The sequence below is a fragment of the Chitinophaga sp. Cy-1792 genome (genome assembly GCF_011752935.1).
Classification (GTDB): Bacteria; Bacteroidota; Bacteroidia; order Chitinophagales; family Chitinophagaceae; genus Chitinophaga.
In genome coordinates, this window is the sequence record NZ_VWWO01000001.1 from 440,652 (window position 1) to 461,147 (window position 20,496).

General features: G+C 44.0%; 21 protein-coding genes. 9 read left to right on the forward strand and 12 right to left on the reverse strand.

Features of this window, described 5'->3' with window-relative positions:
- Positions 1 to 55: 55 nt before the first annotated feature.
- Both nadB and F3J22_RS01820 read left to right on the forward strand, forming a co-directional pair.
- Entirely contained in the window at positions 56 to 1,654 is a 1,599-nt protein-coding gene (gene nadB, locus F3J22_RS01815) for an L-aspartate oxidase (protein WP_167013695.1), read from the forward strand.
- 51 nt (positions 1,655 to 1,705) lie between these two features.
- The gene (locus tag F3J22_RS01820) at positions 1,706 to 2,593 is read left to right on the forward strand and encodes a lysophospholipid acyltransferase family protein (protein WP_167013697.1); all 888 of its coding nucleotides are present in this window, start codon (positions 1,706 to 1,708) and stop codon (positions 2,591 to 2,593) included.
- A gap of 37 nt (positions 2,594 to 2,630) precedes the next feature.
- Here the strand turns inward: F3J22_RS01820 and F3J22_RS01825 are convergent, their stop codons facing one another.
- From F3J22_RS01825 to F3J22_RS01850, 6 genes are all read right to left on the reverse strand, one after another.
- Positions 2,631 to 3,005 (reverse strand): LysM peptidoglycan-binding domain-containing protein, encoded by a 375-nt coding sequence (locus F3J22_RS01825; RefSeq protein WP_167013700.1) that lies wholly within the window; start codon positions 3,003 to 3,005, stop codon positions 2,631 to 2,633.
- Between the two features lie 20 nt (positions 3,006 to 3,025).
- Positions 3,026 to 3,517: a BON domain-containing protein gene (locus F3J22_RS01830; protein ID WP_167013702.1), complete on the reverse strand. Its 492-nt coding sequence runs from the start codon at positions 3,515 to 3,517 to the stop codon at positions 3,026 to 3,028.
- A 159-nt stretch (positions 3,518 to 3,676) separates the two neighbouring features.
- Positions 3,677 to 5,080 (reverse strand): rhodanese-like domain-containing protein, encoded by a 1,404-nt coding sequence (locus F3J22_RS01835; RefSeq protein ID WP_167013704.1) that lies wholly within the window; start codon positions 5,078 to 5,080, stop codon positions 3,677 to 3,679.
- A gap of 149 nt (positions 5,081 to 5,229) precedes the next feature.
- Positions 5,230 to 5,589, reverse strand: coding sequence for a helix-turn-helix transcriptional regulator (locus F3J22_RS01840; protein WP_073084462.1), 360 nt, complete (start codon positions 5,587 to 5,589; stop codon positions 5,230 to 5,232).
- 213 nt (positions 5,590 to 5,802) lie between these two features.
- Positions 5,803 to 6,480: a tRNA (adenosine(37)-N6)-threonylcarbamoyltransferase complex dimerization subunit type 1 TsaB gene (gene tsaB / locus F3J22_RS01845; protein WP_167013706.1), complete on the reverse strand. Its 678-nt coding sequence runs from the start codon at positions 6,478 to 6,480 to the stop codon at positions 5,803 to 5,805.
- A 4-nt stretch (positions 6,481 to 6,484) separates the two neighbouring features.
- Positions 6,485 to 7,147, reverse strand: a complete 663-nt coding sequence (locus tag F3J22_RS01850) for a 3-hydroxyacyl-CoA dehydrogenase family protein (RefSeq protein WP_205195130.1) — start codon at positions 7,145 to 7,147, stop codon at positions 6,485 to 6,487.
- Positions 7,148 to 7,221: 74 nt separating this feature from the next.
- Here F3J22_RS01850 and F3J22_RS01855 point away from each other — a divergent pair, with 74 nt between their 5' ends.
- On the forward strand, positions 7,222 to 7,602 hold the full coding sequence (locus tag F3J22_RS01855) for a RidA family protein (RefSeq protein ID WP_167013708.1): 381 nt from the start codon (positions 7,222 to 7,224) through the stop codon (positions 7,600 to 7,602).
- Between the two features lie 78 nt (positions 7,603 to 7,680).
- On the opposite strand, the gene F3J22_RS01860 is transcribed toward F3J22_RS01855, so the two are convergent.
- The 4 genes from F3J22_RS01860 to F3J22_RS01875 form a co-directional block, all read right to left on the reverse strand.
- Positions 7,681 to 9,273, reverse strand: a complete 1,593-nt coding sequence (locus F3J22_RS01860) for a murein L,D-transpeptidase (protein WP_167013710.1) — start codon at positions 9,271 to 9,273, stop codon at positions 7,681 to 7,683.
- A gap of 168 nt (positions 9,274 to 9,441) precedes the next feature.
- On the reverse strand, positions 9,442 to 10,992 hold the full coding sequence (locus F3J22_RS01865) for an Rne/Rng family ribonuclease (protein ID WP_167013712.1): 1,551 nt from the start codon (positions 10,990 to 10,992) through the stop codon (positions 9,442 to 9,444).
- Positions 10,993 to 11,449: 457 nt separating this feature from the next.
- A complete protein-coding gene (locus tag F3J22_RS01870) occupies positions 11,450 to 12,292 on the reverse strand; it encodes a tetratricopeptide repeat protein (protein WP_167013715.1) in 843 nt (280 codons plus the stop codon).
- A gap of 25 nt (positions 12,293 to 12,317) precedes the next feature.
- Complete coding sequence (locus tag F3J22_RS01875) at positions 12,318 to 12,605, reverse strand: HU family DNA-binding protein (protein WP_073084475.1); 288 nt, start codon at positions 12,603 to 12,605, stop codon at positions 12,318 to 12,320.
- A 221-nt stretch (positions 12,606 to 12,826) separates the two neighbouring features.
- Here F3J22_RS01875 and mutY point away from each other — a divergent pair, with 221 nt between their 5' ends.
- The 6 genes from mutY (at position 12,827) to F3J22_RS01905 (ending at position 18,697) form a co-directional block, all read left to right on the forward strand.
- Positions 12,827 to 13,900, forward strand: coding sequence for an A/G-specific adenine glycosylase (gene mutY / locus F3J22_RS01880; protein ID WP_167013717.1), 1,074 nt, complete (start codon positions 12,827 to 12,829; stop codon positions 13,898 to 13,900).
- 127 nt (positions 13,901 to 14,027) lie between these two features.
- Positions 14,028 to 14,489 carry a single-stranded DNA-binding protein gene (locus tag F3J22_RS01885; RefSeq protein WP_167013719.1) on the forward strand — a complete coding sequence of 154 codons (462 nt, stop codon included), beginning with the start codon at positions 14,028 to 14,030 and terminating at the stop codon, positions 14,487 to 14,489.
- A gap of 144 nt (positions 14,490 to 14,633) precedes the next feature.
- Positions 14,634 to 15,977 (forward strand): gliding motility-associated protein GldE, encoded by a 1,344-nt coding sequence (gldE, locus tag F3J22_RS01890; protein ID WP_205195131.1) that lies wholly within the window; start codon positions 14,634 to 14,636, stop codon positions 15,975 to 15,977.
- A 25-nt stretch (positions 15,978 to 16,002) separates the two neighbouring features.
- Complete coding sequence (gldD, locus tag F3J22_RS01895; RefSeq protein ID WP_167013721.1) at positions 16,003 to 16,605, forward strand: gliding motility lipoprotein GldD; 603 nt, start codon at positions 16,003 to 16,005, stop codon at positions 16,603 to 16,605.
- A 78-nt stretch (positions 16,606 to 16,683) separates the two neighbouring features.
- Positions 16,684 to 17,253, forward strand: coding sequence for a DUF3109 family protein (locus F3J22_RS01900; RefSeq protein ID WP_167013723.1), 570 nt, complete (start codon positions 16,684 to 16,686; stop codon positions 17,251 to 17,253).
- A gap of 67 nt (positions 17,254 to 17,320) precedes the next feature.
- The gene (locus F3J22_RS01905; protein ID WP_167013725.1) at positions 17,321 to 18,697 is read left to right on the forward strand and encodes a LutB/LldF family L-lactate oxidation iron-sulfur protein; all 1,377 of its coding nucleotides are present in this window, start codon (positions 17,321 to 17,323) and stop codon (positions 18,695 to 18,697) included.
- Here the strand turns inward: F3J22_RS01905 and F3J22_RS01910 are convergent, their stop codons facing one another.
- Entirely contained in the window at positions 18,698 to 19,891 is a 1,194-nt protein-coding gene (locus tag F3J22_RS01910; protein WP_167013727.1) for an energy transducer TonB, read from the reverse strand.
- Positions 19,884 to 20,435 (reverse strand): RNA polymerase sigma factor, encoded by a 552-nt coding sequence (locus F3J22_RS01915; RefSeq protein WP_167013729.1) that lies wholly within the window; start codon positions 20,433 to 20,435, stop codon positions 19,884 to 19,886. The genes F3J22_RS01910 and F3J22_RS01915 overlap by 8 nt, the downstream gene beginning before the upstream one ends.
- Positions 20,436 to 20,496 lie beyond the last annotated feature (61 nt).

Below are 20,496 nucleotides of genomic sequence, written 5' to 3' on the forward strand. Positions count from 1 at the left end.
CGTTCCTTTATTTAGCACTATTAGCTTTCGTAGTTATTCGTACTTTTGTTGTCTTATGCAACAAACAGATTTTCTTGTTATCGGATCAGGTATAGCAGGACTGACATATGCGCTGAAAGTATCACAGCAGTGTCCTGACAAAAAGATTATGGTCATTACCAAGAGCAGAGAGGATGAAACCAATACGAAGTATGCGCAGGGTGGTGTGGCAGTAGTAAACGATCTGGAAAACGATAGTTTCGAAAAACATATCGATGATACATTGATTGCCGGAGATGGGTTATGTAACCCCAAGGTGGTGGAAATCGTAGTCACGGAAGGCCCGGAGCGGGTAAACGAAATCATCGAATGGGGCGCCAATTTTGACAAAAATTCGAACGGCGACTTCTCCCTTGGCCGTGAAGGCGGGCACTCCGTTTTCAGGGTAATACACCACAAAGACGTTACCGGCAAGGAAATAGAAAGAGCATTGCTCGAAGCCATCCACCAGCGCCCGAACATAGAACTGGTAACCCACTGTTTTGTTGTAGATCTCATCACCCAGCACCACCTGGGATATCTCGTTACCAAGTCTACTCCCGATATTGAATGCTATGGTGTTTACGTGCTCAATCGTAAAACCAACGAAATAGAAAAAATTCTTTCCAAAATCACTTTACTGGCCACGGGCGGAAACGGACAGGTTTACCGTAGTACCACCAACCCTACCATCGCTACCGGCGACGGTATTGCCATGGTATACAGGGCCAAGGGAAGGATTGAAAACATGGAGTTTATCCAGTTCCATCCAACTGCTTTATACCAGCCCGGTGTTAGTCCCAGCTTCCTGATCACGGAAGCCGTAAGAGGCGATGGCGGTATCCTCCGTAATATCCATGGGGAAGATTTCATGCATAAGTATGATCCGCGCCTGTCGCTGGCCCCACGTGATATCGTAGCCAGAGCAATAGACAGTGAGATGAAGATCACCGGTACAGAGTATGTGTATCTGGACTGCAGGCATATGGACCTGGAGAAATTCATTCATCATTTTCCTAATATTTACGAGACCTGTAAAGAAGCTGGCATAGACGTACAGACGCAGATGATACCAGTAGCCCCTGCCGCTCATTACAGCTGTGGAGGTATTAAAACGAATGAATGGGGCTTAACCTCCATCCGTAACTTATATGCCTGCGGCGAATGCGCCAGCACCGGCCTTCATGGCGCCAACCGCCTGGCCTCCAACTCCCTGCTCGAAGCTATGGTATTCGCACACCGTTGCTTCATGGACGCCACCAGCAAGATAGATACCATCAATTTTAAAGATAATGTGCCTGACTGGGATGCCAGAGGTACACAGGCGCCAAAAGAAATGATCCTGATCACACAGAGTCTGAAAGAGCTGAAACAGATCATGAGTGATTATGTAGGTATAGTGAGAACAGACGTACGTTTGAAACGTGCCATGCGCAGACTGGACATGCTTCATGAAGAAACCGAAAACCTGTACGAACAGACGGAAGTTTCTCCACAGCTTTGTGAACTCAGAAATATGATCACGGCAGCCTATCTGATTGTTAAAGGAGCATCATTCCGCCGCGAGAGCCGTGGACTGCACTTCAACACAGATTATCCGTTCAAGTGCGAGTTAATCCAGAACATCGTTTTGTAAGGCAATCTCAAGGTTTCGTACCTTTGTGCCATCAATTCAATTTGTGCAAGGATGTATTATATATTGCTAGTCTTTTGTTATGGTATTTCATTGCTGCCATTACGTGTATTATATCTGCTGAGTGATTTTCTTTACCTGGTAGTATATTACGTAGTTGGTTATCGCAAGAAAGTGGTGTTTGAAAATCTTCGTCAGGCCTTTCCTGACAAGACTGCAGCGGAGATCAGCAGCATAGCCCGCAAATATTACCGCAACCTTACCGATATGATGGTGGAAACCATCAAACTACTGACGATGAGTAAGGCATCGTTAAAAAAACGCTTTATCTGCGATTTATCTGTACTACAAGACCTCTATGACCGTGGCAAAAGCTGCCAGATGCACCTCGGCCATAACTTCAACTGGGAATGGGCTAATCTGTACTGCATGCAGGGCGTCGCGTTTCCTTTCCTCGTAGTGTATATGCCGCTGACCAATAAGGCCGCAGACAGGCTTTTCCGCCATTTTCGTGAAAAGGCAGGTTCTATATTGCTGCCGGCAAATGATATGGGCAACAGCATCAAACCATGGTTAGATAAACAATACCTGATCGCGCTCGTGGCAGACCAGAACCCAGGAAACCCGCGCAGCTGCTTCTGGTACCCATTCCTGAATAAGATGACGCCGTTTTATAAAGGCCCGGAAATGAGTGCCAGACGTCATGATATCCCTGTTGTTTTTGTTGATATCAGAAAACCTAAGCGCGGTTATTATCACGCAGAATTAAAGCTGATGTTTGAAGAACCAGGAAAAGAACCAGTAGGAAAGATTACCGAAACTTTTGTGAGGTACCTGGAGAAGAATATCCACGAGCAGCCGGAAGTATGGGTATGGAGCCATCGCAGGTGGAAACACCGGTATGAAGACTGGGTAAAAGATCAGCCTAAAGAAATTTCATAAAAAAAAGCGTCTCTACTGAGTAGAGACGCTTTTTTTATCAGCCTGGTATTTTAAGTTTCTGTCCGGGATGGATAAGGTTCGGGTCTTTGATCTGATCCTTATTTGCCTCATAGATATCTTTCCAGGAAATACCCGGATAGTTTTTTGCGATTTTACTGAGATTATCACCTGCTTTCACCACGTAGTCACGTTCTTCCTGTAACGCATCGGTGGCAGTGATGTTCATCACTACATCAGCAGCGCGCATTTCAGGGTCCAGCTTTTCGTAGGTATCCCATAGCTGGTCTTTCACCTGTGAAGTAGTGCTGCCATCTATATACAATACATTATCCTGTTCTCTTACCTGAAGATTGGCCACGTTGGCCGATTGAGCCTGACTGATCAGGTCTTTGTACTTATCCTGTAAGCTCATGACAAAATAATTTTAGAGGGTTATTTCACTTTGATGTTGTTTACTACTTTCTTTGGTTTTGATTCCTGTGCTTTCTGAACGATTTTTTTGAGATCTGCCTTGGTAGCTTCACCGCTAAGTGTAACCACGCCGCTGTCTACCGAAACGGTTACGTTGGTAAATCCCGCAGCAGCATAAGTGGAGTCTAATGATTTACGCAGTACATCATCAGGATTGATGACTACCGGAGCCGGAGCAGCTTCTGGTTCTGGTGCTTTCACCATGATTTTGTTGTCTACAGACTTAATCCCTTTAATATCTTTCAGGGCATCTTCAGCAGAAGTACGTGCTGTTTCATCAGCGACTTCGCCATTTAGGGTTACTACACCGTTTTTCACATCTGCTGTAATGCCGGGGATGGCACTAAGCTTCTCATTCACTGATTGCTGAATTTTACTGTCTGAAGGTTTGCATGCGAACAAAAATAGCCCCATAAAGAGTGTCAGGGCAACAAGTAAGGATTTTCTCTTCATGACTAAGAAGTTTAGTGCAAGAAGTTAAGGAATAACGGGGGAACAGACAATTATTTCTGTTTTAACTTATTGTAAATCAATGAAACACATCAACAAAAACAGACATATTAAAAAAAGCCTTCTCATGAGAGAAGGCTTTAAATCAGTATGGCAGGAGGTTTAGTTTAATACAGCTTTTTCCTGTACTACATCCAGACCTTTTTCATCTTTCATTTTAGCGAAGCCACCATCTACGTTACGCAGGTTGTGGATACCTTCTCTTTTCAGGATAGAGCAGGCGATGATGCTACGGTAACCGCCCTGACAGTGTACGTACAGGTTGTGGTTATCTTCGAAGTCGCCCAGTTTACCTGGATCGGTCATATCGCCGAGAGAAAGGTTAATAGCGTTTTTGATGTGGCCACTGGCAAATTCAGCCGGTTTGCGCACGTCTACGATCACCAGATTTTCGTCATGAGGAAGATCCATTGCCAGTTCATCCGGTTCTACGGTGATTATAAGGTCTTTCTGGAGCCCCGAAGCTTCCCAGGCAGCCCAACCCCCATCAAGATAACCAACAACGTTTTCAAAGCCCACACGCGCCATTCTGACGATAGTCTCTTCTTCTCTGCCTGCATCAGCTACCAGGATGATATCCTGATCGAATGGCAGGAGACTGCCGGCCCATTCAGCGAAGCGGCCTTCCAGGCCAATGCTGATAGCGCCAGGCACGAAGCCATTACCGAATTCGGAAGCATTACGTGTATCGAGGATTAAGGCACCTGCTGCCGCCTTCGCTTTGAAAGCTGCCGGCGTTAATGGCTGCATGGCTTTATCCATCACCGCCTGTAATGCATCGTAGCCTTCCTTGTTGATCTTCGCGTTAATCGGGAAGTAAGAAGGAGGAGTACTTAATCCGGAAGTCACTTCTTCAATAAATTTCTGCTTATCGGTTGCTAACAATGCATAGTTAGTTGCTTTCTCATCACCGATAGAACTGTAGGTATTCGGACCCAGATTTTTGCCACATGCAGAACCCGGACCGTGAGCAGGATATACAATCACGTTATCAGGTAATGCCTTGATTACATTGTTGAGAGAATCGAACAGCATACCTGCCAGGTCCTCTTTGGACAAATTACCACTGAAGAGATCAGGGCGTCCTACATCACCAACAAACAGCGTATCACCTGTAAATACTGCATATGGTTGTTGTTGTTCATCCAACAGCAGATAACAGGAAGATTCCAGTGTATGACCAGGTGTGTGTAATACTTTCAGTGTGAGATCTCCTATTGCAAATGTTTCGTTGTTTTTTGCAATATATGCTTCGAAGTTAGTAACCGCATCGGGGCCAAAAACGATTTTAGCGCCGGTGGCTTTTGCCAGCTCCAGGTGACCGGAAACAAAGTCAGCATGGAAATGCGTTTCAAAGATGTACTTAATGGTTGCGTTGCGTTCTTTGGCCAGGTCGAGATATACCTCTATGTCGCGCAATGGGTCGATAACAACAGCCACACCTTTAGACTCAATAAAGTAGGCAGCCTCTGAGAGGCAATTGGTGTATAATTGCTTTACGAACATGGTTTTTGATTTTCACAAATTTACTAATTAAATGGCGGCTGTACTTATGGATAATATCTATACCAAAATAAAAAAGTAGCCGTTTGGCTACTTTTTTATATAAAACTTCCTTGTATAGCTGCTGTCAGCCATACTTTACTTTGCGATTATTAACCTACGAGTTCTTCCACAAACTTCGCCACCTCAGCAATACGCTGCTTGTTGATGGTATAGTGAATGAACTTGCCATCTCTTTCAGTAATTACTATGCCCGCTCGCCTTAATATCGCGAGATGCTGTGATGCTACCGATTGTTCCAGACGCAGTTTCACGTAAATCTCAGTCACAGTCATTTTCTTGTGATCTTCCAACAGCTTGATCATCTGCTGGCGCAGCTTATGGTTGATAGCACGCAATACCATAGCAGCCTTTTTAACGGCAATGTAATCCAATTTGATCTGGTCTTTTTCATTGTTACCTCTAGAAATAATAAGAGTATTAGAAGAGGTAGTTAATAATGTTTTTTCCATCGCATAATAGTTTTAAAAAATGATGAAATGAAAGGGATCAACGGACAGTACTCACAAAAAGTTAGAGAACAATTGTGGTTATCGATTTATACAAAAATATAATATCTGTCACAATAAAAAAAATTTCTATACCTTATTTTTTCATATATATCCCGTAGATACGTGCAAAAAAGATGTAATTTGACTGAATTATGACAGTATACGAATTTTGTATTATCCCTTTTTGGGGAAAAAGAAGGGTTTTAAGTAAAAAGGGCTAAAATATGCGAGGTCGGCAAAGTCCTTTTTAGCGAACGCAAGCTCAGATAACGGGGCCATATCCCCCGCATTTATCTCGTAACCTGCAAAAATCGCATTGTCGGTAGAAACCAGCATCTCCCGCCATTTCGGACTACCATCACCGAAGAAAATTATCTTGTGTTGTTGTAATAAATCTTTAAAAGAATCCCCTTCCAGGATCATGGCCTGAGGCGCTAAAACCTCCTCCAGGCTTGCATTGTAGACAGCCGTAAATACTTCAGCCCTTCTTGCATCCAGCATCGGTGCATACAATATATTACTGTCACCCTGCTGCAGTAACATTCCCTGCGCCATCATCTTCAAAGTAGATACCGCTATCAAAGGTTTGTTCCAGGCATAGCACAAACCCTTTGCGGTGGCCACTCCTACCCTAAGGCCTGTATAAGAACCCGGTCCCGCACTTACCGCAATGGCATCCAGTGCATCAGGATGAATACCATGCTCATTTAAAATCTGCTGTATGAAAAGCGGTATAGTGGCTGCATGATCCCGCTGCTCTTCACTTGCCATCGTCTGGATAATCTTACCATCACGGGCAAGGGTTACAGATCCTCTCACTGTTGCAGTATCAATATTTATGATTAGTGCCATGTTACTATATTGCTTCGTATTCTGTTTCTAATAATGCAGCTACTTCAAAACGGCCGTCATTGCTGCTTTCCTGCACGGCTTTCAATACTTCATATACATTTTTCACGCCAATGCGCTCGCACCATTCAAACGGTCCGTAAGGATAATTTGTTCCGAGCTTCATCGAAATATCTATGTCGGCTCTGCTGGCAGTACCTTCCTCTGCTGTCAGATAAGCTTCATTGATGATCATACAAACGATCCTCGCTGTTACCAGCCCCACAGAATCAGCCACCACCGCATATTCCCAGCCAAGCTGATACATGATATTGTCCAGCGTCTGGTATTGATCATTATCCTTCACCGTTACTTCCATCACCTGCATGTTAATAAAGCCTGGCAGCAAATTGCATCCCATCAGGTTGAAACCCTGCTCAAACGCTGCATGGTGCATCACTTCTGACAGGGATACCTTTACCATACAAGCCAGCACAGGCACTTCCGGATTACGGGCATAAATTACCGCATTGGAAATTCTGTCGTCGAAAAGTGTATCAATTACAAGATCAAATGCTTTCAGTGACAAAACATCTTCCAGGTGGGTTTTCCACTGTACTTTATGTTTACCAAATCCTTTCTGCTGCAGCTCTTCATACCGCTGTGCATCTGCTATAACCAGGATATTCATGCGCTAAATTTCAGCAAACATAATTAAGAATCATTAATTATAACGGTTCTCAATTATTAATTACTTTCGTTGCTATGGAAAAGCAAATTTTTAATACCAATAATGCCCCTGCTCCTATCGGGCCATATAACCAGGCTGTAAAAGCTGGCAATACCCTCTACGTTTCCGGACAGATCCCTTTTGATCCTGCTACCGGCGAACTCGTGACATCTGGTATAAAGGATGCAGCCGACATGGTGATGAAAAACTTACAGGCTATCCTCACGGAAGCAGGTATGTCTTTCGCAGATGTTGTTAAGACAACAATTTTCCTTACAGACATGAACACATTTGCGCAGGTAAACGAAGTATATGGCAGCTATTTCACCGGCAACTATCCAGCCCGTGAAACTGTTCAGGTTGCTGCTTTACCAAGAGGTGTTAATGTTGAAATCTCTGTAATTGCAGTAAAATAAGTCTATTAACTGTTTCGCATAAACGAAAAAAGTCATCTCTGCCTGGTAGAGATGACTTTTTTCGTTTATGCGATGCTGTTATTTACCAAATAAAGTACGGGCCAGCTTCTCATCGTGGCCATATACATCATCCCTGAAATTCAACCGGCCATCACTGTCAACGAAGGCGGTGAAATACCCGATAAATACAGGCACCCGGTCTTTCAACGTTACATACCTTTCCTTACCGGCATTCATGGCATCATCAATTTTCTGCTCTGTCCAGCTGGAATCATTTCTCAGCAACCACATCGCCAGTTTTTTGGGCTCTTCAATACGGATACAGCCATGACTAAAAGAGCGTTTATCTCTTCCGAATAAATATTTTGCCGGTGTATCATGCAGGTAGATGTTATACTCATTCGGGAAAAGGAATTTCACCTTACCCAGGGCGTTCTTACCACCAGGTCGCTGACGTACACTGATATGACCACCATTGTTTATCATCTCCATATTCTGACGGGCAAGATAACTTTTCCCGCCTCGCTTAATACCTGGCAATACTTCTTTATTAAGAATGCTCGGCGGTACGTTCCAGTAAGGACTAAACACGATATATTTTAATTCATTGCTGAATATCACCGTATGTGTTCCGGGCGTGCCTACTACCACATTACAGCTCCATGCCAGTGCACCATCCTGGTATACATGCAGTTTAAATTCGGGGATATTGACAAGGATATAGTTTTTAGGCGGTACCACAGCAGCCCAGCGCAGGCGTTCCATATTCAGTAATATCTGGCGCATACGCTGCGAAATAGGCACATTCAGGGTTTTAATAACAGCGGGGGTAATCAGTCCGTCATCTTTTAACCCCATACGTACCTGGTAACTGCGTAAAGCAGTGTCCATGGCTTCGTCAAAGCGGCCGCTACTGTCATGTCCGGGTAAATCGCCGTAACCTTCCAGCCTCAATTTAACGGCGGCAATCAGTGCGGAGGAATCCCCTTTTTTCGGGCTTTTCCCTGGCGCGTGCAGCGTATCCCACTTGACACTTTCATTCAGCAACGCCAGCTGTTTCAGCTTCTCTCTCAACATTTTATATTGCGGATTAACCGGCGCATCTTCTTCGATACTACCTGCTCCTTTCTGGGTGATGGAATCGAGCAGACTGGTCATATCCAGTTTTTTACGGGGGATAAACCATTCCAGGTCTTTGGCATTGTCGTTGGTGAGGCCGCCCCATACCTTATTGCCATAGCTGAAGAACTGGGAAGTCAGCATCATTTCTATCCTTGGAATATCGGCAGCATTGACTGTCAGGGTGGAATCGGTCAGTTCCAGCGTATCTGTAAGCATTTTCAGCTCCGGGGTCCAGACGGAACTATCCTGGATACCATAAGCCGCATCATTTTTCATCATATTGATGAAGTTACCGGCCTGTTCAGTAAGTCCTTCCTTGTTGATCCAGGCATAATGGTAATCCCGCTGGCTATAAAAGTCCTTGATGAACTGGGCGTAGGGCTGGTAGTTGGGGTGACTGGCCAGGAAGGTATTCAGCTGATTGCTATCGAGTGTTTTCTCAATATACTCCTGTTTGGAATAGTGGCTGGAATCTCTTGCTCTGAGGCGTTTCCGCTGGGAAGCCGACTGTGAACATGCTGTAAGAACGAACAACAGTAACAGAGACATTGAGGTGTAGAAACGGATATTCATATAAGCTATGGATGGGGATAACAGGGAGATGAGATACCTGTTGTCCGGGGATAAAATTTAGATAAATGTATGAAATATATATAGTTAAAAGGGAGATACTGGTAAGTATCTCCCTTTTAATAACTTATAGGTGCAGCTCTTTGTTTAGAGTTTGATTTCTTCTTCATTGGCGTCGAAGAAGCGGTATTCAGTCAGATGGTAGTTGGAGTCGGCTTTTACCTTGACCCATTTCTTAAACTGGAAATACCATTTCCATTGTTTGGAAGTAAGGAATCCTTTGGTCAGATAGGCATACAGAATCGGGTGAACCTGGATGGTCAGTCCTTTGTGCTGATGATTGATCAGGTATTGCAGGTTTTTCTCGATATCATCCATAATGAGCATGGAAGCGCCGATTTTACCTGTTCCTTTACAGGTAGGGCAGTCTTCTGCTACGGAAATGGTCACTTCAGGTTTTACCCTTTGACGGGTAATCTGCATGAGGCCGAATTTGGAGATAGGGAGTATGGTATGTTTAGCACGGTCTTGCTGCATGAATTTCTCCATTGCTTCAAAAACTGTCTTTTTATTTTCAGGCAGTTTCATATCAATGAAGTCGATGATAATGATACCACCGAGGTCACGGAGACGGAGTTGTCGTGCTATTTCTGCGGCTGCTTCCAGGTTGGAGGCGAGTGCATTTTGCTCCTGGTTGTTACTGGAGCTTTTATACCCACTGTTAACATCTACCACATGGAGGGCTTCGGTAGCCTCAATGATCAGGTATACACCGCTGTCCAGGTTGACGGTTTTACCGAAGGAAGCTTTTACCTGTCGGGTAATACCGTAGTTATCGAAGATAGGCGATCCGTTATTGTAGAAGTCTACAATATTTTGTTTTTCCGGAGCGATTTTCCCGATATAAGCCTTGGTATCGGCGTAAATATTTTTGTCATTGATGACGATACGGTTGAAGCTCTCGTTGAGGAGATCACGGAGGATGCTGGTAGTTTTAGCCTGTTCACTCAGTATTTTCTGAGGGGCCTGTCCACCTTTAAGATTGTTCTGGATATTTTTCCAGGTTTCTACCAGTGTGGTAAGGTCTTCGTGCAGTTCCGCAGTTTTCTTTCCTTCGGCGGCGGTACGAACTATGACGCCAAAATTGGGAGGTTTGATAGCTTCCACAATTTTCTGGAGGCGTTTTCTTTCTTCGGAAGAGTGGATTTTTTTTGAAACCGCAACAATATCATTAAAGGGCGTTAACACGATAAATCTTCCTGGGAGAGAAATTTCACAGCTGAGGCGCGGGCCTTTCGAGGAAATGGGTTCTTTGAGAATCTGAACGAGTATATTGGGTTTACCACCCAGCACATCCGTAATTTTTCCGGTCTTGACTATTTCCGGTTCATTTTTAAATTTCGTAAAGTCGAAGCCTTCAGGGGTTTTATCGCTGATGGCTGTTTGCGTAAATTTAAGAATGGATCGGATATAGGGGCTTAGATCCGTATAGTGTAAGAAGGCGTCTTTTTCGAAGCCTACGTCGACAAATGCAGCATTTAAGCCGGGGATCAGCTTTTTTACTTTCCCCAGGTACAAATCGCCTACTGCGAAGTTAGGATTTCCACTTTCGTGATGTAATTCTACTAACTTTTTATCTTCCAGTAACGCAATTTCCACCCCTGTGGGTGCCGCATTTATAATAAGTTCCTTATTCAAGCGTCCAAAATTTTAACCTTTAAAACTTCACCTTTATGCTATGCACACGGCTGTAGACTACAGCTTACTGCATACCAGATTATAGCTCACCTATAAAGTTAGCATAACTTCGTCACGTACAGTGATGATGGATTGCTTAAGGGTTTAGCGATCACTGCAGGTAATATCCGGAGAATTCGTAGCGGGATCTATGGAAACAACCTGCATGACTTTAGCAATTTAAGAATTAAAGCTAAAATCATGCAGGATATATGAAAATTTTTATCCGACCGCCGCGCCGGGTTAATGATACCTGGTTAATATAAATGGCGGGAAACTGGAGTAATTATTTCTTACCTTTTTTATGCCTGTTCTTTCTCAGTCTTTTTTTACGCTTGTGAGTGGCAATTTTATGTCTTTTTCTTTTCTTACCGCAAGGCATACGCTGATACGTTTTTAGATGATGAAAAAATAAATATTATTGAATACTTTTAATATAGCTATCTACTTCCTTCTTCAATTCAGGATCCTTCATATATTGTTTTGATTGCTCGAACAATTGAATGGCTCTCTGTTTATCTCCATGATTCCTGTAGGCTTCGGCCAGTACAAATATAACTTTTGCATTGTCCGGGTGACTTTTCATCACACCTTCCAGTCTATCGATAGCTTTATCATATTGTCCGGATTGTATGGCCAGATTAGCTAAAGTAAGCTGAGCGTCCACATTATCCGGGTGTTTGGCTACTACTTCGCGAAGAATACCAACGCCTGCCATCGGTTCTCCACTATTCATGAGTACCATGGCTTTAGACATTTTGATAGTATCGTTCTCTGGATTGAGCGCAATAGCAGCATCAAACAATTCATTTGCCTGATTGGCTTCCCATTTGGCAACGGCAGGATCTTCCGCATGTTGCAAATGAGTTAAAAATAAATTGGCTGCAAAGGTGAGGCTTTTTTCGGAATTTTCCAACTTGGCCGCCTGGCCAAGATAATAAGCTGATACTGGCGCCTCATTGAGACTGTCCCAGGTATTGGAAAGTTGACGGTACGCGGATATCTGCTGGGTTTTTACATCCCCACGCACGACGTTCGTTTCGATTGTGTTTACTTGAAGCAGTTTTTCAGCGGGAATACGTTTCTTAGCTGCCTCCAGCAGTTCAGAAAACGCAATAGGGGCCACCTCCTGACCGCCCTGCATAGGAGCGGCAGTTGACATAGCTTTCTTGTCCACCTTAGGCACTGTACGGCCAAAGGCATATAATACCACCAATAACGCTACAGCAGCACCAATAAGGAGTAATTGTGATTTTCGCATGGCCTAAATAAATTAGGCTGCGAAATTAAGAACTTTTAAGCTTCTTTACTTCAGCAACAAATTCTTTCGAAGGTTTGAATGCCGGAATAAAGTGCTCTGGGATCTCCACAGCTACGTTCTTCTTGATGTTACGGCCGATCTTAGCGGCTCTTTTCTTTGTGATAAAACTGCCAAACCCTCTGATGTAGATATGCTCTCCATTGGCCAGAGCTTCTTTCACCTCTTTAAACATAGCCTCAAGTGTTACTAACACATCTACTTTGGGGATGCCGGTTTTTTCAGCAATGTTGTTTATTAAATCAGCTTTTCTCATATAAAAGCGAGAGGATTACTTTACTCTCAAAGTTAATTTAAAATTTTTAATTGCTGAATTTAAAGCAAATAAATTTAATAATTTTTTCTTATAAATGTATTGGCAATTAATTCCATTTATTTGCATCCCTGAAAAGGGAATTCAGTGTGTGTTCTCCAGGGTTTTCATGCCACTATTTGCCATATCAATATACTAAATAATTTTATTAAACTAATATATAAATGAGTGCCGCCCTAATTTTTTTTACGGAAAAATTACTGGAATGGAACCAGGAATCAAATACCAGGACCATGCCCTGGAAGCAGGAAAAGGACCCCTATAAAATCTGGCTTTCTGAGATAATTCTGCAGCAAACCCGTGTAGAACAGGGCTGGCCCTACTATGAGCGCTTTATCCAAAATTACCCCACTGTATCGGATCTCGCAGCGGCAAATGAGGAAGAAGTGTTCCGCCTGTGGCAAGGCCTGGGCTATTATGCCCGCTGTAAAAATATGCTCGCCGCCGCCAGGGAAATTACACAAACCTATCATGGTCGGTTTCCTGATAAGTATGAGCAAATTAATGCCCTGAAAGGCATTGGCCCATACACCGCAGCCGCCATCGCCTCGTTTGCGTTCAACCTCCCCTATGCCGTACTCGACGGTAACGTCTTCCGCGTTTTGTCCCGCTTTTTCGGTATCGAAACACCGATAGACAGCACCGCCGGCAAAAAAGAATTTGCTGAACTGGCTCAAAAACTACTCCCCAAAAACGCCTCAGCCGTTTATAATCAAAGCATTATGGACTTCGGAGCCACCGTTTGCAAGCCCCAGCTGCCAGAATGCACCTCCTGTCCTTTGCAGAAAAAATGTAATGCCTATCACCAGAACCTGGTGAGCCTGCTACCCATAAAGTCTAAAAAGCTTCAGGTCAAAAAAAGATTCTTTAACTATATCATCGCCTCTTTTGAAGATAAAGTATATATCCGCAAAAGAATAAATAATGATATATGGCAGAACCTGCATGAGTTTATTCTCATCGAAACCCCTGCCGCGGAAGATAGCACGCAAATCCTCAACAGCACTGACTTTCAATCCATTTTCGGGAAACAGCCCTTCGAAGTGGCCCGGGTTTCCAAACAATTTAAGCAGCAGCTGACGCACCAAACCATTCATAGCCAGTTTATTAACATAGAAATGGAACAACCGGTAGAAATACCCGGCTACCTGCTCACTGAACGGTCAACACTAGATAACTTTGCTTTCCCCAAAACGATTACCACCTTCCTGCAATCCAAAACAGGACTGCTTTTATAGGTTTTCACCCAATCACTGCGAAGAATAATATTTTTTTGAATGCCGATTGAGAAAAAATATTAACTTTAAGAAGGTTGTTTATGTAAAAGAAGAACTCTTTATCAATAGACTAAAAAAACCTACAACTATGAGAGGTGTTAATAAAGTAATCTTGATTGGCAATTTAGGCAGGGACCCGGATGTACAGTTTTTGGAAGGAAATATTGCCGTGGCCAAATTTTCGTTAGCTACCACAGAAACATTCAAGGACAGAGCAGGTAAACTTATTTCTCAGACCGAATGGCATACTGTCGTATTATGGCGTGGACTTGCTGAGCTGGCGCAAAAGTATTTACACAAAGGTAGTCTGGTGTATATAGAAGGTCGTTTGCGCACCCGTAGCTGGGAAGACAAAGAAGGCAATAAGAAGTTTGCAACCGAAGTTGTAGGAGATAACCTGGTTATGTTGGATAAACGTATGGACCTCAACAACCAAGATCACCCCATTCCACACCACAGCAGCACAGGATCTTCCACGGGAGATAGTTTCCCTAACAACATGGAAATCCCGCCTTCACTGAACGAACCTGCAGACGATCTGCCTTTTTAGTAATATTAAAAAAGTTTAAGTTTTCATGTGAGCGTAATCCCGTATAGGGACATTACTTATATTTGCGTGCATGGAAAATATATTGTTACCACAGTTCCAGCATATTTTCCGAAATTCTGATTTGTTACATCAAAGCTGTAAACTTTGGATATCACTCCGGCAAGCAACGTATCCTATCTCTTACAAGCCAGCAGCGTCATCGCTACGCCAAACGTAGTCGTGTTCTCCCTGGTAATATTTGTACTCCTCCTCCTCACCTTCATCGTGTCAGGAGCAGAGGTCGCGTTCTTTTCCCTTAACTATAAGGACCTGAACGTGCTTAAAACAAGGCAAAACTCATCCGGCAAGCTCATCACCAAGCTGCTGGAAAAACCAAAATCTTTGCTGGCATCCCTGCAAATCGCAGAGATCCTGCTCATGATTGCCTTTATTCTGACATCTAATTATATGATCACCCAAATGGAAGATCTGCAGACACTACCTGTAGTCTCCTATGTGGTGCGCATATCTGCCATCTGCTTCGTATTACTGTTCTTCGGACAGATACTACCCCGCGTTTGGGCAGCCCAAAACAATATACGCTTCGCTACCTATTTTGCCTGGTTCGTCAGCATCATACATGCTACGCTCGAGCCTGTAAGCGATTTCTTCGTATCCATGAGCAGCAGCATCGAAGCACGGTTCTTCCATAGCCGTGCCGGCGTTGTCAATTACCAGGAAATCGACCAGGCCATCGAAATGAGCGTAGACCCTACCGCCTCTCAGGAAGAAAAAAATATCCTGAAAGGGATCCTCAAATTCGGCAACATCACCGTGAAACAAATCATGAGAGGCCGCCTCGATGTGAACGGTGTCGAATACGACCTCAGTTTCTCCGATGTTATCAAAAAAGTAGCAGATCTCCATTATTCAAGACTCCCGGTATATAAAGGCAACCTGGACAATATCGTGGGTGTTATCCACACGAAAGACCTCCTGCCCCACCTGGATAAAGACAATACCTTCGACTGGCACGAAGTAATGCGCCAGCCTTTCTTTGTTCATGGCCATAAACTGATCGAAGACCTCCTCACAGAATTTCAGAACCGAAGAATGCACTTTGCCGTGGTGGTAGATGAATTCGGCGGCACCTCCGGTATCGTCACCCTGGAAGATATCATGGAAGAAGTCATCGGCGATATCAAAGACGAATTTGACGAGGAAGAATTCAATTACAGCAAGGTGGATAACTTCACCTACGTTTTTGAAGGCAAAACCATGCTCAACGACGTTTGCCGTATCATGAACATCCCCCCCGATACCTTCGAACAGGTAAGGGGAGAAAGCGACTCTCTTGGCGGACTCATCCTGGAACTCTCCGGAAAATTTCCGGAAGAAAATAGCGTTATCAGTTTCAGTAATTATGATTTCACCGTTCTGGAAGTAAATAAAATGCGCATCCAGAAAATACAGGTATCTGTAAGGCCCGACGCTTCTGAAGCCGCCTGACAGACACCCAAATGACCATTCCGCCATGCCAAAGAACAAATTTGCTACTATACTGCTGCTCGCAGCTTCCCTACTTACTTTTAGCGCCTGTGAACAGGGGTTTACCCCCAAACCCAGAGGCTATTTTGAAATAAAATTCCCAGAAAGGAAATATAAAGTCTTTGACCAGCCTGGCTATCCCTATACTTTCGAGTACCCGGAATACGCCAACATCATCAAAGACACCTCCTTCTTTGGCGACAGACCCGAAAACCCTTACTGGATCAATATAGATTTCCCCTCTCTCAACGGTAAAATCTATCTCAGCTATAAAATCATCGGCGACGGCAACAACAGTTTCCGTAAACTGGTAGATGATGCCTATAAAATGACCTATAAGCACACCTACAAGGCTGATTATATTGATGAGAACGTTATTCATACCGAAAACCAGGTAAACGGCACCTTCTATCAGGTTGGCGGAAATGCAGCCTCTGCCAAACAGTTCTTTGCCACTGATTCCGTGAAACACTTCCTCCGTGGCGCCCTTTACTTCGATGCCGCCCCTAATGCCGATTCCCTTGCCCCAGTCAATAAATACCTGCAGCAAGATATGTGGCATATGGTGGAAACCCTCCGCTGGCGATAGTATAAATCCACATATATTTCCCGTAACTTTGTTGTCTGAAACAATAAAGACGCTGCTTAATACAGCAGGAAATACCCAATGATTATTATCGACGATAAGTATATTAGTGACGAGGTTATTGAAGAACAATTCGTTTGCAACCTCTCCGCCTGTAAAGGCGCTTGCTGTGTTGCGGGCGACTGTGGTGCCCCGCTCGATAAAGAGGAAACTAAAATCCTCAAAAAGATTTACCCGAAAATCAAATCCTATCTGCGCGAAGAAGGTATTCAGGAAATAGAAAAAACAGGCACCAACACCACAGATCCGGAATATGGATATGTAACTCCTACTGTTAATAAAGGCATCTGTGCGTATGCATCCATAGATGAACATGGAGTTGTTGGCTGTGGCATCGAGAAAGCCTACAAAGACGGGGTTATCGATTACAAAAAACCTATCTCCTGCCACCTGTACCCTATCCGCCTTACTAAATATGAAAGCTTCGAGGCAGTAAACTATGACCGTTGGGATATCTGCAAACCCGCATGCAAAAACGGAAAAGCTTTACGTGTACCCGTGTACCGCTTTCTTAAAGATGCGCTGATAAGAAAATACGGCACGGAATTTTATGAAGTGCTGGATAAAATTGCTACAAAGCAATACAAATGAGGAAATAACTGATTCTTTATTCCTCAGTATAAACTATCTTTAATACGCACACTTATCGGATCTGCTTATGCACGAAATAGCATCCAATTTTCTGGAAGAAAGCGAAAGAAAAGCGTCTGATCTTGGTCACCGGCAGACTATCAATTTCAACATCGGAAGATATAATACGGCTGTCAAGGCTGGTAAACTCCAATTCACGGACCTTATGGGCGCCCGTGAAAGAGCTAAAAATATTAAGTGGCGAGCCATAGAACACCTGGACAAACACCTGGAAGAATTCGAAATGAATATCACCAGACGTGGCGCCAAGGTTATCTGGGCAGAAACCGCCGAACAGGTACAGCAGGAAATTCTTGCCATCTGTAAAGCCAAACAATGCAAAAGCATTGTAAAAAGTAAGTCCATGGCTACAGAAGAGGTTCACCTGAACTCCTTTCTGGCCAATAACGGCATAGAATGCGTGGAAACTGACCTGGGTGAGTACATCCAGCAGCTTGATGGAGAACCACCTTATCACATCGTGACTCCCGCCATGCATAAAAGCAAGGAAGACGTAGCCCGTCTTTTTGCTGAAAAACTGGGCACCGATCCGGGCCTCACACCTGAGCAACTGACCATGGTTGCCCGCGAAAAACTCCGACAAAAATATTTAGAGGCAGAAATAGGTATTACCGGCGCCAACTTCATCATTGCGGATACAGGTTCTATCTGTGTTACGGAAAATGAAGGTAATGCACGCCTGAGCACCGCTTTCCCTAAAACACATATTGTACTGGTAGGAATAGAAAAGGTATTGCCTTCTATTACTGATCTGGCGCTGTTCTGGCCTTTACTGGCTACCTATGGTACCGGTCAGCAGATCACTGCGTACAATTCAATATTCAGTGGTCCCCGCCAGGAAGGCGAAATAGACGGCCCTGAAGAGATGTACGTTATCCTTATGGATAATGGACGTACCAACATCCTGGAAGATACTGTTGCAAGGGAAAGCCTCTACTGTATCCGTTGTGGCTCCTGCCTCAACGCCTGCCCTGTATATAAAAATATCGGCGGCCATACCTACGGAACCACCTACAGTGGCCCAATAGGCTCCGTGATTACGCCACACCTCAAAGGAATCGGTGACTATATGCACCTGAGCTTTGCCTCTTCCCTTTGTGGCAACTGTACAGAAGTATGCCCGGTACGTATTAATCTGCACGAATTACTGCTGCATAACCGCCAGAAGGCGGTAGAAGAGAACTTCACCAGTGGCAACGAAAAAATGGCCTGGTTTGCCTGGAAACAGGGTTGCATGAGCCGTCGTATGATGAATATGGCCAGTGGTAAAATGAAGAATTTTATGTTACGCAGGTTCTTTGCTAAAAGCTGGGGAGATAACAGGGAACTACCTGTTTTTGCGAAGAAATCATTCAACCAGCTGTGGAAAGAAAGAAATAAGTAATTATTTACGGTCAATAATTTTTATCGGCCGGAAAGTAATGCTGACCTTAACAGTCCTGGTTTTACCATCATCTGCTCCTTTCCAGGAAGGACCGTTCTTAATAATCTTTATAGCTGCCTCACCGGCGGCTATATTTTTGCCCTTAATTACACGGAAATCACTCAAATCTCCGTCTTTATCTACCTTAAAGGCAATACGAACAGTAGCGCCGATCAATGCTGTATCGGAAACACGGTTGTTTTCAGCGATATATTTTTTGAACCCGCTATAGCCTCCATAAGGTCTTGGGCCTTCTGGTGCCGGTGTTTCTGACTCTTCACCCTCTTTGCTATAACCCATTACCACTACCTCACTTAATGCCCTGTTGTCTGGTTGAAGAACGACGTTGATTGTATCTACACGGTTTTTATTAGCCATAATACCAGGTGCCCTTCCTGCCAGCATAGGTGTCACCTGCATGGAGTCTTTCTGCTGGCTGGCAGATTTATCAATTGCTAATGGCTGCGCCTGAATAGAGGGCACACTACTTTCTAGTGATTTCCGTTTCACACCGTAGCCCATCACCACCACATCATTTAGTTCTTTGTGGGATTTTTCGAGCATGGAATCTGTAGCGCTGATCTTTGTATCGGCATTCATATTCCCTGACCATGTATTAACAACCGGGGCATTTTCTTCCTGACTGATTACGACAGGTTTCTTTTCTTTTTTTGCTGGTAGCGTACGCTGTGCCAGCATTAATGCCGGCTTTGCGTTTCCGGCAGGCATACTGTCTTCATGTGTTGCAGGTTGCTGTTTGGTAGCATTAATATCACCGGATGGTATAACAGTGGTATCTGGTTCGTGTTTCATCGCCACTTCAGGCGGCTTAACGGTCGTATTTACGAGATAATAACCACCAACCACCATCACCAATAAAATGGCAGCAGCAGCCGCAAAACGATAGTACAGGGCCCTCACTTTTCCTCTGGCAGGCTGTACCCTTTGGTTCAACCTCGCATGAAGATCATCTATATTATGTTGCTGATCAGGCGCAACTGCTTCAAAACCTTCCAGGGCGTCAGCCAGGAACGGGTCATCCAGCGCCTGGCGTTCCAGGGCGTGCATGGCCTTATCGTCCAGTTCACCTGCCAGGTACTGGCGGATGAGCTCAGGACTAACCTGCTGTTCCTTATTTGGTTTTTTATCAGTCATGCTGCTCCATACATATTTTGAGGTTCCGCTTACCGTTCTGGATATAACTTTTCACCTTGTTCATGTCATACCCGGTGATAGCGCTCACCTCTCTGTAACTCTTTTCTTTCAGATAAAACAGGTCAACACTACGTTTTTGTTCTTCCGGTAAGGTATCCATACATTTTTCCATTGCCTGAAGATTGTCTTCCAGTGTTGTTCCATTTTCATGATGCCCGGAATCTGCGTTTTCCATAAGTTTAGATTCTTCTACCTCTACTTGCAGGGATTCCTTGTTTTTCATGGCCCTGATCTTCATCAGGCAGTGGTTCCGGGTCAATACGTGCAGCCAGCTTTTGAAATTCTGCACTTCATGCTGCTGCAATTTGCTGATCAGCTCCTCAAATATCTGCATCACTGCGTCTTTACTGGCTCCTTCATCGAAATATTTAAGGCATACCCCATATACTAAGTTCATATATCGCTGATATAATGCAGCCAGCACATCCAATTTGCCGGAGCGCTTGTACTCCTGGATCAAATCGACGTCTGTAGCGTCTTTCATTATATTTTGATGTATAAACAACTGAGTATCGGGTAATTTTATTTATGCTAAATTATATTTT

Coding starts and splice junctions, on each gene's coding strand:
- nadB (WP_167013695.1), top strand. CDS start 56: ATGCAACAAACAGATTTTCTTGTTATCGGATCAGGTATAGCAGGACTG.
- F3J22_RS01820 (WP_167013697.1), top strand. CDS start 1,706: ATGTATTATATATTGCTAGTCTTTTGTTATGGTATTTCATTGCTGCCA.
- F3J22_RS01825 (WP_167013700.1), bottom strand. CDS start 3,005: ATGAGCTTACAGGATAAGTACAAAGACCTGATCAGTCAGGCTCAATCG.
- F3J22_RS01830 (WP_167013702.1), bottom strand. CDS start 3,517: ATGAAGAGAAAATCCTTACTTGTTGCCCTGACACTCTTTATGGGGCTA.
- F3J22_RS01835 (WP_167013704.1), bottom strand. CDS start 5,080: ATGTTCGTAAAGCAATTATACACCAATTGCCTCTCAGAGGCTGCCTAC.
- F3J22_RS01840 (WP_073084462.1), bottom strand. CDS start 5,589: ATGGAAAAAACATTATTAACTACCTCTTCTAATACTCTTATTATTTCT.
- tsaB (WP_167013706.1), bottom strand. CDS start 6,480: ATGGCACTAATCATAAATATTGATACTGCAACAGTGAGAGGATCTGTA.
- F3J22_RS01850 (WP_205195130.1), bottom strand. CDS start 7,147: ATGAATATCCTGGTTATAGCAGATGCACAGCGGTATGAAGAGCTGCAG.
- F3J22_RS01855 (WP_167013708.1), top strand. CDS start 7,222: ATGGAAAAGCAAATTTTTAATACCAATAATGCCCCTGCTCCTATCGGG.
- F3J22_RS01860 (WP_167013710.1), bottom strand. CDS start 9,273: ATGTCTCTGTTACTGTTGTTCGTTCTTACAGCATGTTCACAGTCGGCT.
- F3J22_RS01870 (WP_167013715.1), bottom strand. CDS start 12,292: ATGCGAAAATCACAATTACTCCTTATTGGTGCTGCTGTAGCGTTATTG.
- F3J22_RS01875 (WP_073084475.1), bottom strand. CDS start 12,605: ATGAGAAAAGCTGATTTAATAAACAACATTGCTGAAAAAACCGGCATC.
- mutY (WP_167013717.1), top strand. CDS start 12,827: ATGAGTGCCGCCCTAATTTTTTTTACGGAAAAATTACTGGAATGGAAC.
- F3J22_RS01885 (WP_167013719.1), top strand. CDS start 14,028: ATGAGAGGTGTTAATAAAGTAATCTTGATTGGCAATTTAGGCAGGGAC.
- gldD (WP_167013721.1), top strand. CDS start 16,003: ATGCCAAAGAACAAATTTGCTACTATACTGCTGCTCGCAGCTTCCCTA.
- F3J22_RS01900 (WP_167013723.1), top strand. CDS start 16,684: ATGATTATTATCGACGATAAGTATATTAGTGACGAGGTTATTGAAGAA.
- F3J22_RS01905 (WP_167013725.1), top strand. CDS start 17,321: ATGCACGAAATAGCATCCAATTTTCTGGAAGAAAGCGAAAGAAAAGCG.
- F3J22_RS01910 (WP_167013727.1), bottom strand. CDS start 19,891: ATGACTGATAAAAAACCAAATAAGGAACAGCAGGTTAGTCCTGAGCTC.
- F3J22_RS01915 (WP_167013729.1), bottom strand. CDS start 20,435: ATGAAAGACGCTACAGACGTCGATTTGATCCAGGAGTACAAGCGCTCC.